Annotated in this window: 12 protein-coding genes; 4 read left to right on the top strand and 8 right to left on the bottom strand. The window is 40.7% G+C overall.

All coding sequences use genetic code 11. From position 1 onward, the window contains the following. Window positions 1-171 precede the first annotated feature (171 nt). Both RHS_RS08750 and RHS_RS08755 read left to right on the top strand, forming a co-directional pair. The gene (locus RHS_RS08750; RefSeq protein ID WP_027296912.1) at window positions 172-564 is read left to right on the top strand and encodes a BlaI/MecI/CopY family transcriptional regulator; all 393 of its coding nucleotides are present in this window, start codon (window positions 172-174) and stop codon (window positions 562-564) included. Further along, window positions 557-2,356, top strand: coding sequence for a BlaR1 family beta-lactam sensor/signal transducer (locus RHS_RS08755; RefSeq protein ID WP_047832966.1), 1,800 nt, complete (start codon window positions 557-559; stop codon window positions 2,354-2,356). Before RHS_RS08750 ends, RHS_RS08755 begins: the two co-directional genes overlap by 8 nt. A 108-nt stretch (window positions 2,357-2,464) precedes the next feature. Here RHS_RS08755 and RHS_RS08760 read toward each other — a convergent pair whose 3' ends face one another. From RHS_RS08760 to RHS_RS08780, 5 genes are all read right to left on the bottom strand, one after another. Next, the gene (locus RHS_RS08760) at window positions 2,465-3,298 is read right to left on the bottom strand and encodes a DNA-formamidopyrimidine glycosylase family protein (RefSeq protein ID WP_027296910.1); all 834 of its coding nucleotides are present in this window, start codon (window positions 3,296-3,298) and stop codon (window positions 2,465-2,467) included. A gap of 176 nt (window positions 3,299-3,474) precedes the next feature. Continuing rightward, complete coding sequence (locus RHS_RS08765) at window positions 3,475-4,092, bottom strand: ABC transporter permease (protein ID WP_027296909.1); 618 nt, start codon at window positions 4,090-4,092, stop codon at window positions 3,475-3,477. Beyond that, window positions 4,089-4,856, bottom strand: coding sequence for an ABC transporter ATP-binding protein (locus RHS_RS08770; RefSeq protein WP_027296908.1), 768 nt, complete (start codon window positions 4,854-4,856; stop codon window positions 4,089-4,091). The genes RHS_RS08765 and RHS_RS08770 overlap by 4 nt, the downstream gene beginning before the upstream one ends. Before the next feature lie 22 nt (window positions 4,857-4,878). Next, window positions 4,879-5,781 (bottom strand): glycine betaine ABC transporter substrate-binding protein, encoded by a 903-nt coding sequence (locus RHS_RS08775; protein ID WP_047832967.1) that lies wholly within the window; start codon window positions 5,779-5,781, stop codon window positions 4,879-4,881. Window positions 5,782-5,893: 112 nt separating this feature from the next. Next, on the bottom strand, window positions 5,894-6,526 hold the full coding sequence (locus RHS_RS08780) for an ABC transporter permease subunit (protein WP_047832968.1): 633 nt from the start codon (window positions 6,524-6,526) through the stop codon (window positions 5,894-5,896). A 378-nt stretch (window positions 6,527-6,904) separates the two neighbouring features. On the opposite strand from RHS_RS08780, the gene RHS_RS08785 reads away from it, so the two are divergent. Both RHS_RS08785 and RHS_RS08790 read left to right on the top strand, forming a co-directional pair. Next, window positions 6,905-7,390 carry a GNAT family N-acetyltransferase gene (locus RHS_RS08785; protein ID WP_047832969.1) on the top strand — a complete coding sequence of 162 codons (486 nt, stop codon included), beginning with the start codon at window positions 6,905-6,907 and terminating at the stop codon, window positions 7,388-7,390. A 17-nt stretch (window positions 7,391-7,407) separates the two neighbouring features. Further along, a complete protein-coding gene (locus tag RHS_RS08790) occupies window positions 7,408-8,085 on the top strand; it encodes a Crp/Fnr family transcriptional regulator (protein ID WP_027296904.1) in 678 nt (225 codons plus the stop codon). A 54-nt stretch (window positions 8,086-8,139) separates the two neighbouring features. Here RHS_RS08790 and RHS_RS08795 read toward each other — a convergent pair whose 3' ends face one another. The 3 genes from RHS_RS08795 to RHS_RS08805 form a co-directional block, all read right to left on the bottom strand. Next, window positions 8,140-8,571: a DUF6465 family protein gene (locus RHS_RS08795; protein ID WP_027296903.1), complete on the bottom strand. Its 432-nt coding sequence runs from the start codon at window positions 8,569-8,571 to the stop codon at window positions 8,140-8,142. A gap of 129 nt (window positions 8,572-8,700) precedes the next feature. Then, window positions 8,701-11,202, bottom strand: a complete 2,502-nt coding sequence (locus RHS_RS08800; RefSeq protein ID WP_047832970.1) for a CoA-disulfide reductase — start codon at window positions 11,200-11,202, stop codon at window positions 8,701-8,703. A gap of 170 nt (window positions 11,203-11,372) precedes the next feature. Beyond that, window positions 11,373-11,738: an ACT domain-containing protein gene (locus RHS_RS08805; RefSeq protein ID WP_047832971.1), complete on the bottom strand. Its 366-nt coding sequence runs from the start codon at window positions 11,736-11,738 to the stop codon at window positions 11,373-11,375. Between the last annotated feature and the right edge of the window lie 170 nt (window positions 11,739-11,908).

Raw genomic sequence — 11,908 nt, forward strand, 5'->3', positions numbered from 1 at the left:
GTCTCAAGTATAACGCAATTGAATTTCTTTTGCCAGTATGATTGTATGAAAACATTATAAATCTGCACGGGATTTATTGTCATTATAAAATAGCTTGATTTATTTGACATTACCCGATAATCCGACTATACTATTTATATTACAACTGTAGTATCTAAGGAGGATCCATGAATGAAAAAATTACCGCAAATATCCGAAGCTGAATATGAAGTGATGAAAATTGTTTGGAAATATGCACCGATCAGCACAAATGAAGTGACGGATAAACTGACTAAGACTACTACCTGGAGTCCTAAAACAATTCAGACTTTATTAAAGCGGCTGGTTCAAAAAGAAGCTTTGACCTATGAAAAAGAAAGCCGCGTTTTTGTTTATACACCATTAGTTCAGGAGGATGAATATCTGGATCATGAAAATGATTCTTTCCTGAAACGGTTTTATAATGGGAATTTAACTTCGATGATGACAAACTTCCTGGAAAAAGATAATTTATCCGATGCGGAAATCCGGGATTTGCAAAATCTGCTTTCGAAAAAATCCCAGAATGGAGGTATTCATGATTGATGCTCTTGTCATCCGTTTCTTAATTATCAGCGCAGCCATCTCGGTTTTTGTATCCGTAATCCTGCTGGTTAAGAAATTATGCAAAAAACATCTGTCCCTGCGGGTACAGTACAATATCTGGTTTTTACTGCTTATTATGCTGGCTTTGCCTTTTCTCCCTGTCAAATCAGACGGGTTCAGCGGCCTCTGGCATTGGTTCCTGCAGTTGGGTTCTTCCGGAAGCACAGCTGGAAATACAGCTATAAATGCCGGTACCGCTGCCACTGCTTCAACTGCTGCTAACTGGATGCAGGATTTTACGGTGTCGGTAAAGCATGAGACTCCTGCCATGCTGAATTACCTGCTTTGTCTTATCTGGGGAACAGGCATTTTAATCATGGCTATATTGACACTGCGCTCCCAGCTCAGGATCAGGCAGGTCATCAAATCCGCTCTTCCGGTACAGAACCCGCAGGTCAAGATTATTTATAACGAATGCAGAGGTACCATTGGAATCTCTAAAAATATTCGTCTGTACAGCAGTGCTTTTATCCAATCACCAATTTCAGTCGGATTATTAAAACCTTGTATTGTAATCCCGATCCATATGATAACCGGATCTCAGGATAAGGATATCCGTTTTATTCTGTTACACGAATTACAGCATTACAAGCACCGTGATGTTACCGTAAATTATCTGATGTGCCTAGCCCGGATTATATACTGGTTTCATCCTCTGGTCTGGCTGGCACTTAAGGAAATGCGTAATGACAGGGAAGTTGCATGCGACGCTGCGGTTCTACGAACAATTGATGAAAACAGTTACGCTGACTATGGGTATACTTTGCTAAACTTTGCCGAAAAGCTGTCTCACTCTTCTTTTTCTTCCGCAGCCGGAATGGGTGGCACCAAAAAGCAGATAAAAAAGCGTATCATTCATATTGCATCTTTTCATCCCGAAAGTAAGTGGTTAAAATTAAAAAGCTGCCTAATATTTACCATGGCTCTTTCTATTGTAATAGGAAGTGCACCACTGTTGGCGTTGGGTGCATCTGCCGGCAATGCATATCATTTTAACAACACAAATGTTGAATATGAAGATCTTGGCTCCTATTTCCAGGGATATGACGGCAGTTTCGTACTATATGACCAAAATGCAGACTATTGGAGTATATATAACAAAGATGCAAGTTCTAAAAGAGTATCCCCTGATTCTACTTACAAAATATACAGCGCTTTATTTGGATTGGAATCCGGCAGCATTAATCCTGAAGATTCCTCTATCGCCTGGGATCAGACTGAATATCCTTTTGAATCATGGAATCAAAACCACGACCTGGACTCTGCTATGTCAAACTCCGTCAATTGGTACTTCCAGGCTGTCGATCAAAAAACGGGTTTGCCGGCACTGCAAAACTATATTCACGAAGTCGGTTATGGAAACCAGGATCTCTCCGGAGGTATTTCCCGTTATTGGATGGAATCTTCCCTAAAAATTTCTCCAATAGAACAAGTGGAACAATTATCCGCAATGTACCGTAATGATTTGCAATTTAAAGCCAATAATATACAGGCTGTAAAAAATGCCCTTCATATATCCGACTCCTTTGGAACCTCTTTATACGGAAAAACAGGAACCGGGGATGTGGAAGGCAAAAATGTAAATGGATGGTTTATCGGTTTTCTTGAAAAAGACGGCAATACCTTCTTCTTTGCCACAAATATCCAGGGAGCGGATTTTGCTAATGGTAGTATGGCAAGCAAAATCTCACTGGAGATCCTGCAGGCTAAGAACCTTTATATTGGGAAATAATTTTAAAAACAGGTCTGTCCCGATGTTATCAGGACAGACCTGTTTCCTCTTTTGGCAGCTTAAATTTTTCGGTAAGTTTATCTTGAGCTTCTTCTTTTGTGTCTTCTGCTACCTTCCATCCAACGGCTGACACTTTGGGCAAAAATATATATTTCCTCCCAGATATGCCTGTCTGGAAATCCAGCCGCCGCACTTTGGACATGGCTCTTCCAGTGTCTTCTTTGAGAGATAAGTCTGATAACCGCCGTAAATTCCAAAAAGATTCTTTTCCGTATCCCTGCCTCCCTTTTCTTTCATTTCCAACAAAGTCTTCTTCAGACTTTTAAAAAGAATATCCCGTTTTGTTTCATCGATATTTTCAATTTTTACCTTTGGATGAATTCCTGCATGAAAAAGAATATCCTGCAATACTCCGTTCCCCAAACCGGGGATGCGCTGTTCAGTTGCCAGGAATGCTTTCACGCTTATATTTTGCTTTACACTTTCATATAAGGTTTCAAAATATGCCCGGTTAAATTCTTCCATATAGGGAGTCGGTTTTTCTTTTGCCACCAGATAATAGGGATTATCATTCTGACCTTCCAGGAATACATGGATACCTCCATACATCTGCACTGTAGTGACCAGCGCTGTACCATCTGTAAATTCAGAATAGAACTGATGCTTCACAGGCGGTTTCTCCCCCTCTTTTAAATAGCGGATATTTGCTCCGTCTGTAAACAGCAGTCTGGCATCACCAAGTGCTATTTCCACCTGCCCCGCCAGCGCATAAGCTTCTCCCACCTGCCTGCCGGAAAGCAGGCTGTCATATTTCTGGGGATCTCCAAAATAAAAGGTGAATTTATGTGGTGATTGATTTGCAGTAACGCTTTTTATTGTTTTTCCTTTTATGGTTCTGTTTAGCTGATCTGCCATTACCTGGCTTTCCGGTAATTCCAACATTGGTCGCACACCATCCTTTCTAAAATGCATATTTGCATTTATTATAAAGCATCCAATGATAAATAGCTACCATTTCATTGCTGTTTTAGCGCTACAGCGAACAGTTTCATGCAAATATGAATCCATACACGGTCATTATCACTGCCCATTTTAAGCGTTACACCCAGCACTTTCCTTTATCTTTTTGCCATGTGTTTCTCCAGCCTGCTTAATCCTGCATTTACAATAATTGCCAGCCCTGCCGACAGAATACTTCCCCATAAAATCTTGTTTACATTCAAGGTCCGCAGTCCGTCAAGCAGAATACTGCCCAGTCCTCCTGCATTGATCGTTGCTGCGATCGTAGCGATTCCAATGGTTGAAACAACAGCGAGATGTATCCCCGTAAACAAGGGCCGCAGGGACAGCGGTATCCGAACCTTAACCAGAATCTGCATCCGGCTCATTCCCATTCCTGTTGCAGCTTCTATCACGGATGCATCCACCTGATTCAGCCCATCTATAAAATTGCGCAGCAGCAGATACTGATTATACATGACCAGTACTATAATTGCAGTATTCCTGCCCAGTCCCGTTACCGGTATTAAAATTGCAAACAGGGCAAGGCTTGGTATGGAATAAATCATAGAAAAAAATCCGATTAAGATTTTTGATATCCACTGGAAATACATCGATAATATTGTTAACACTGATGCCAGTATCACAGATAAAAGCAGCGTGATTATAACGATTTCAATATGTTCTGCCAATGCCTTTAATAACTTATCATGGTATTTTACCAGATATGTGATCATGTAAATGCCTCCCAGAATTGTTCCTGTTTACGTGTTGAATCGATCAGGGATTTTACAAATTCATCTGATGGATTCCTGACGATATTCTCTGGCTTATCAAACTGTCTGATCTTTCCTTCGTTCATAATAATTACCCGGCTGCCAAGTTTAAATGCCTCATTAATGTCATGTGTTACAAAGAGAAACGTCTTTTTGGATTCCCTGTGAATTTTTTGCAGTTCCTCCTGAAGATTCATACGGTTAATGGCGTCGATGGCTCCAAAAGGTTCATCCATCAGCATGATCCTTGGATCTGCGCACAGGGCTCTTGCAAGTCCTGCTCTTTGCTGCTGTCCACCCGAGAGCTGAGAAGGGTATCTTTTACCATATTCCGAATAAGACAATCCCACCATTTCCAGCAATTCCTGAACCCTTTCATTTATCTTTTCCTCCGGCCATTTCAGAAGCCTTGGAACCGTGGCAATATTTTCCCCAATGTTCATGTGTGGGAAAAGGCCAACCTGCTGGATGACATAACCGATCTCTCTTCTAAGAAGAACCGGATCTTTGGAGCTGATATCCTCTCCAAAGATTTTGACAGAACCTTTATCCGGTTCATAAAGACGGTTGACCATCTTTAATAAAGTCGTTTTCCCACAACCGGAAGAGCCCAATATCGTTATGAACTCACCCTGTCCGATTTCACAGCTTACATCATTCACTGCAAAATATCCGGTATTGTCAAATTTTTTACTTACATTTATAAATTCGATTGCTTTCTTCACTCAAATGCCTCCGCTGACTGCATTATTTTATACTGTCGTAATATTCCTTTGCCACTTCTTCATATTCCCGTTTTTCCACATCTGCTTCCGCATTTAATTTTGTAACGGTCTTCGTATCCAGAGTAGCACTGATCTTATTTAAGATGTCCGCTATTTCCGGATAAGTGTTCAACACCGTTTCCCGTACAACCGGAGCTAAGTTATATGGAGGCCAGAGCTTCTTATCATCTTCCAGAAGGGTAAATTCATCTTTTACCAGCTGGCCTTCTGTTGTATATGCCGGTGCTGCATCTGCCTCATCATTTTCCAGTACAGAATACTTCAGTCCTCCGTCATACACTTTTGATGATTTCCAATCAAATGGCCCATAGAGCTTTTCCAGGCCCAGCATCCCGTCTTCTCTCTGATCAAATTCACCCTGGGATGCAAAACGAAGCTCCGATGCAATTTTCTGGAGATCTGATATGGTTTTAATTCCATATTTTTCTGCTATATCTGTTCGGATAACCAGACCCTGTCCGTCATTTGCCTGGGAATAATCCAGCCAAATCAATTTATATTGCTTTTCGTATTCTTCTTTAACCGTGTCATACACCTGCTGTGCATCTGTCATAGGATCCATTTTTAAGATAGAGATCAAACCGGTACCTGTATATTCCGGATACAAATCAATTTCTCCATTCATTATAGATGTATGAACAACAGAACCCGCTATATCCATGACTCTCTCTACCGAAAAACCGGCATCTTCTAATGCCAGGGCATAAACTTCAGCTACGATCAGGTTCTCCGTAAGATCTTTTGACCCCACTTTAATGCTCTTTTCCTCACTTTTACTATTGCCACAGCCGGCAATCCCAACCATAAGGGATGCAGCTATAAAAATTGCTAATGCTTTCTTCAAAACTTTATTACCTTTTTTCATTTTCATTCTCCTTGACTATTCTGTTTCTGTATTGTTATTCTGTTTCTGTATTGTTATTTTGTTTCTGTATTGTTATTTTGTTATCGTATTCAATCTGGTGATATCCACCCTTTTAGCGGTATCTGACAATCCACTTTTCTGCTGCTGACACCAGAAAACCGGAAAAAAGGGATAACAGTGCTACCGAAATTCCACCAATCAATAATAAATCAGTCCTGTTTAATCCAAGACCGGTAAAAATAATTGTCCCCAATCCGCCACCGCCAATATATGCAGCCAGTGTTGCACTGGCAATAATTTCTACTAATGCTGTCTTTGTTCCAATCAGGATATACGGCAGTGCAAGAGGTATCCGTACTTTTTTAAAAATCTGCTTGTCTGTCATGCCAAGACCCCTGGCTGTTTCCAGCATAAATTCGGGTGTGCTTTCAAATCCTGCATTGGTATTCATAAGTATAGGCGGAATTGCCAGTATTACCAGCGCCGTCATAGCAGGACTCATTCCGGTTCCCATAATGGGGATTAATAATATTAAAACGGCAAAGCTTGGTACTATACGGAGCACATTAAAAAACGCGGTAATCCACTTGCGAAATCTCTTCGTATGTGCACAATATATGCCTGCAGGTATGCCCACTGCCAGCGCGATTGACAGTGAAAGCAGGCTGATTAATACATGTTCCCCTACTGCCGTCAGATAAGTATCCATGTTATTTGTAAAATAATCTATGATTTGCTGCCACATAACAGGTGTCCCTTCTTTTTAGTCTTCAGTGCAATTTACAAACATGCTCTTAAGCATGTCTCCATTTTACCGCAGATTTCTGCATACGGCAATGACAAGAATCCCATTTATTTTCAAAAAAAGATCAATATTTACATAAAATACCGAAATCTGTGGTATGCTATATGACATTTTATTATTCATTATTTGCAATAACTTCACAAAATATTAAATTATACCCTATGTAAAGTGTTGTAGTTTTACTGGAATATAATTTATTATCTAAACTCCGGCTTGTTCTTTTGTATTTCTTAGGATAGAATAAAAGTATAATATTACAGGTTCTATTCACAATCTGCTTAATAGATTTTTAATTTTATTACAGGAAGGATTTTAAAAATGGAAATAAGAAAAAGTACACCCGGTGATTTAGATACATTACTGCAGTTATATGCAGATGCCAGAGACTTTATGGCGAAAAACGGCAACCCCTCCCAATGGGGAAATAACTATCCATCCATTGAACTTGTCAGTTCAGACATTGCAGATGGCAGCAGTTATGTGTGCATAGAAAACGGCAAAATCGCGGGAACCTTTTATTTTAAAGTAGGAGAAGATCTTTCTTACCGGGAAATCTTTGACGGCCGCTGGTTAAACGAGAAGCCTTATGGCGTTATTCACCGCATTACATCCGCTGCAGGCACAAAAGGAGTCGCTTCTTTTTGCTTTCAGTGGTGTTTTCAGCAGTGCGGCAACCTTAAAATTGATACCCACGACGATAATCTTCCCATGCAGAAAGCTTTAAAGAAAAACGGTTTTGTCCGCTGCGGGATCATTTTTCTGGAGGACGGCTCAAAACGTATTGCTTTCCAGCGTGAGATTTAGATTGTAAAGGAGTTAATATGGAACATTTGGAACAGAATTTCATGCTTTTAGAAAAATACCTGCCCTTTTGGAATCATTTAAGCACACCACAGAAGACAACTCTTGCTCAAAATGTATTCTCTGCCAGCTATTCCAGAGACAGCCATATACACCTTGGAGAAAATGACTGTATCGGCATGCTCATCATTAAAAGCGGTGAAATGAGAACTTATTTACTTTCGGAAACCGGAAAAGAAGTGACACTATACCGGCTGGGTGCAGGTGAAGTCTGTATCTTATCCGCTTCCTGCGTTCTTCATACCATTACCTTTGATGTATATATTGACGCTGCCAGGGACTGTGAAATACTCCAGATTAACTCTTCTGCTGTCTCCAGGCTTATGGAAGAAAATATACATGTGGAAGCCTACGCATATAAACTGGCAACCGAACGTTTCTCTGATGTTATGTGGGCGATGCAGCAGATCTTATTTATGAGTTTTGACAAGCGTCTGGCAATCTTCCTGCTGGACGAATGCAGCCGTACAAAGTCAGATATAATCAAAATGACTCACGAGCAAATTGCAAAATATACAGGAAGTGCCAGAGAAGTCGTTTCCCGTATGCTAAAGTACTTTTCCTCAGAAGGATTTGTGGAATTATCAAGAGGCGGTATCCGGCTGCTGGATAAGAAAAGATTAAAAGAACTTCTGTAATTCATCTAAAAACAGGTGGACCCAAAACATTTACGTTTTGGGTCCACCTGTTTTTTACAGTGCGAATGATGCACTCAGTTCTTCATTAATTGTATAATATACCATTTTTTCTTCCGGCTTAACATATACATCCATTGTCTTCAAATCCGCAATACGATTGCCGGCATCCTTCCAGATCTTTTTCACCTGGGCAATGATATCCTGTTCATTATATTCTGCATCACGAAACTGCACGTAAAAATTCGTTTTCTTCGATGCCCGTTTTTTAGCTGCCGTGCCCGTTGTCATAGAATCAGTTTCTGCTGTTTTCTGAACAGATATTACACTTTCTTCATTTTGAACCACTTCAGCCTGCGCTGTTTGCACTGATGCTGCCTCTGGAATTACTTCTTTTGTAACTTCTTTCGCATCTTCTCTTGTTTCATTTTCAATGACATTAGCTGTCATCATCTTATTTTTCTTCTTTAAATGTCTTTTTTTAGCCATATGTTCCTCCTGTTGAATTTCCGACAGTTATTATAGTATTATTTTCGGAAAATGTCAAAATTTTTTAAAATTGCAGGAGAAACATGGAACATCTTGATTACTTTAAAAGGTTATCTCTCCACATAATGCCTATATAAACAAATTCACATTAGCCTCTTCCGCGTCCCCAAGATACGACGCCACACCTGCCATTTCCACACCGTCTATCAGCTCTTCTCTGGTTATTCCCATAACATCCATTGACATGGTGCATGCCACCAGTTTAATCCCGCTTGCCATGGCATGCTGCATTAATTCTTCCAGTGATTCTACATTTTTATCCTTCATTACTTTCTTCATCATTTTCGTTCCCATACCAGCCATATTCATCCTGGACAGTTTTAATCTCCTGGTTCCTCTTGGCATCATAGCACCGAACATTTTTTCAATGAATGGTTTCCTGACAGACTGTTTTTCTGTTTTACGCAGTGCATTCAATCCCCAGAAGGTAAAGAACATGGTCACCGGCCTGCCCATTGCTGCTGCTCCATTTGCAATGATAAAGGAAGCCAGCACTTTATCCAGATCTCCGCTGAATACAATTAAAGTCTTACCCTGTGGAAGGCTTACAGCATCTGCCTGGGAAACTCCCTGGCACACATTGGTTCCTTTTTTGATATAGACAAGGTTCTCTCTGTCTTTCCGCTCTGAATTAACAAATGTATTTCCTGTTCTTTTACACCATGCTTCAATGTCTCTGACAAATCCCATATCCGTTGCAGAAACCTGCAGGATCTGATTCTCTTCCATTTCTCCCAGGGTTTCATTTACTTTCATAATAGGCCCCGGACACTGAAGCCCGCAGCAATCCAGAATTTTCATTTCTTTTTGTGCTGGAACGGATTCTGCTTTTACCTGCGCTGCTTTTATATCATCCTTTACCATTTCTTCTGAATCCTCCTCGTCTTCCCTGTCCTCATAATGCATTGATTTATAGAAACCAGTACCTCCGGACAATACCTTTACGTTTTCAAATCCATTTTGCATCAGTATCCTGGCTCCGTTGTAAGACCTGACTCCTACGGCACAGTATACGATGATCATCCGGGTTTTCTCCAATTCTCCCATTCTTCCCCGAAGTTCTCCAAGCGGAATATGATAAGACCCGGGAATCTGATATACCAGACGTTCCATCTCCTCGGTGACATCCAGGATTGTAAAAGCCGTATTTTCTTCCCCCGGCTCCTGAAGTTCATCCATTTCATCCCATCCGATAAAGGAAACCATGTGATCCAGTACATTGTGGGCTGTAAATCCCAGCATATTAACCGGATCTTTTGCTGAGGAATAAGGCGGAGCATAAGAAAGTTCCAACTCTTCCAGATCATATATGGTTCCATTTAAACGCATGGTGACTGCTAATGTATCGATTCTTTTATCTACACCGTCCTGACCCACAATCTGCGCCCCTAAAATTTTACCTTCCATGTCAAACAGCATTTTTAATGTAAGAGGGACTGCACCGGGATAATAACCGGCATGGGACTTCTGGTTAATCAAGACCGTCTCATAATCTTCGCCCTTTACCCTGCCCATTTTCTTCAGGGTCTTTTCATTTACTCCCACTGCTGCAGCAGTCAGGTCAAAGACCTGTGCAACGGAGGTTCCCTGGGAACCATGATATTTCTTTTTATCCCCGGCTATATTATCAGCACATATCCTTGCCTGCTTATTTGCAGGTCCTGCAAGAGGAACCATTGCAGGATTCTTTAATACGAAATTTTCAACCTGAATCACATCTCCTACCGCATAGATATCCGGATTTGAGGTTCTTAAGTATTCATCTACCACAATGCCGCCCCGTTCATTTAACTGAAGCCCGGCTTCCTTAGCCAGGATACTGTTTGGGCGTACTCCAATGGATAAAATTACAAGATCTGCCGTTACTACTTTCCCGCTTCCCAAGGTAATCTGTGTTGTACCTAACCGGTCTTCAAAGCTGGAAACCCCATCACCCAATATCACTTCCACACCGTTCATCTGCATGTTTTCATGGAGCAGATGCGCCATTTCTTTGTCAATTGGCGCCATCACCTGATCCTGCATCTCGATAATAGTTACCTCAATTCCTGCCCGGTGCAAGTTTTCAGCCATCTCAAGACCGATGAATCCTCCGCCGATGACTGCTGCTCTTTGGGGATGTTTTTCCTCTGCAAATGCCTTTATTTTATCGGTATCCGGTACGGTCCACAGTGTATAGATTCCTTCTCCGTCAATCCCTTTAATCGGCGGCTTTAGCGGGGATGACCCTGTTGCTATAACCAGATTATCATATACTTCTTCATAAGTTTCATTTGTCTCAAGATTCTGTACCGTAACACATTTGCGATCCGGTTGTATTTTTATAACTTCGCTGTAAATACGGACATCTATATTGAATTTCTTTTTCATTCCCTGGGGTGTCTGTAAAAGCAGTGCATCGCGGCTTTTGATTACATCTCCGATATAATAAGGTAGACCGCAGTTTGCATAAGAAATATAGCCCCCTTTTTCAAATACAACTATTTCCATTGATTCGTCGCGTCTTCTAAGGCGTGCCGCAGTGGTGGCTCCACCTGCAACCCCGCCAATAATCACTGTTTTTTTACCCATATTATCATTACCTCTATTCTGATCATTTTTGACTCCGGCAAAAACTGGTTTCCATCGGTTTCGCCGCAAGATCATTATCTTAATATCATTATAATGGTTCTAATTCTCATTTACCGTGACCAAGTCACAAAACAAAAAAATGGAAGATTTTTATCTCTTCCATTTCCTGCTTATCGTATCCCGTATCCATTTGTTTTTAAAGTCGCAACTGTTTTTATCCAATTTTCTTCTTTTACAAAAACGTAGTCTGTATTAAAGGTGGATATTACAAAAATCCCCACTTCATGTTCCGCCAGCAGTTTCGATAGCTTGGCAATAACTCCAATCATGGAGAAATCCAGCACCCCTTCTATCCGAAATCCCCTCCATCCGTCTTCCCGCTCTAAAAATTGGTCCGGAACCATATTTTCCGGGCAGACCAGGGACAATTCTTCGTCCGTTTTCCCTGTAAATACAAATTCTTCGTCATATGGGATCTTTGCCCCTGCCTTAAGCTTGCACACACTAAATTTTGGTTCTAATAATCTTATATACATATTATTTTATCCTTCCTGAAATCAAATATTCCAATTATATGCATTTATTTTACAATGCTGCTTCATTCTTTACAAGACTTTCATAAAAAAATGAATGCCTTTTCAATGTCCAAGCTGCATTTTATATAAATTACCATATAATAAAAAAGCGATATTTAAAAAGGAGACTT

The organism is Robinsoniella sp. RHS, assembly GCF_001029355.1.
In the GTDB taxonomy this organism is placed as follows: domain Bacteria; phylum Bacillota; class Clostridia; order Lachnospirales; family Lachnospiraceae; genus Robinsoniella; species Robinsoniella peoriensis.

Bases quoted from the DNA above. Each gene is read 5' to 3' on its own strand.
- RHS_RS08755 (WP_047832966.1), top strand. From the start codon at position 557: ATGATTGATGCTCTTGTCATCCGTTTCTTAATTATCAGCGCAGCCATC.
- RHS_RS08790 (WP_027296904.1), top strand. From the start codon at position 7,408: ATGGAACATTTGGAACAGAATTTCATGCTTTTAGAAAAATACCTGCCC.
- RHS_RS08760 (WP_027296910.1), bottom strand. From the start codon at position 3,298: ATGTTGGAATTACCGGAAAGCCAGGTAATGGCAGATCAGCTAAACAGA.
- RHS_RS08750 (WP_027296912.1), top strand. From the start codon at position 172: ATGAAAAAATTACCGCAAATATCCGAAGCTGAATATGAAGTGATGAAA.
- RHS_RS08765 (WP_027296909.1), bottom strand. From the start codon at position 4,092: ATGATCACATATCTGGTAAAATACCATGATAAGTTATTAAAGGCATTG.
- RHS_RS08780 (WP_047832968.1), bottom strand. From the start codon at position 6,526: ATGTGGCAGCAAATCATAGATTATTTTACAAATAACATGGATACTTAT.
- RHS_RS08800 (WP_047832970.1), bottom strand. From the start codon at position 11,202: ATGGGTAAAAAAACAGTGATTATTGGCGGGGTTGCAGGTGGAGCCACC.
- RHS_RS08805 (WP_047832971.1), bottom strand. From the start codon at position 11,738: ATGTATATAAGATTATTAGAACCAAAATTTAGTGTGTGCAAGCTTAAG.
- RHS_RS08775 (WP_047832967.1), bottom strand. From the start codon at position 5,781: ATGAAAAAAGGTAATAAAGTTTTGAAGAAAGCATTAGCAATTTTTATA.
- RHS_RS08785 (WP_047832969.1), top strand. From the start codon at position 6,905: ATGGAAATAAGAAAAAGTACACCCGGTGATTTAGATACATTACTGCAG.
- RHS_RS08795 (WP_027296903.1), bottom strand. From the start codon at position 8,571: ATGGCTAAAAAAAGACATTTAAAGAAGAAAAATAAGATGATGACAGCT.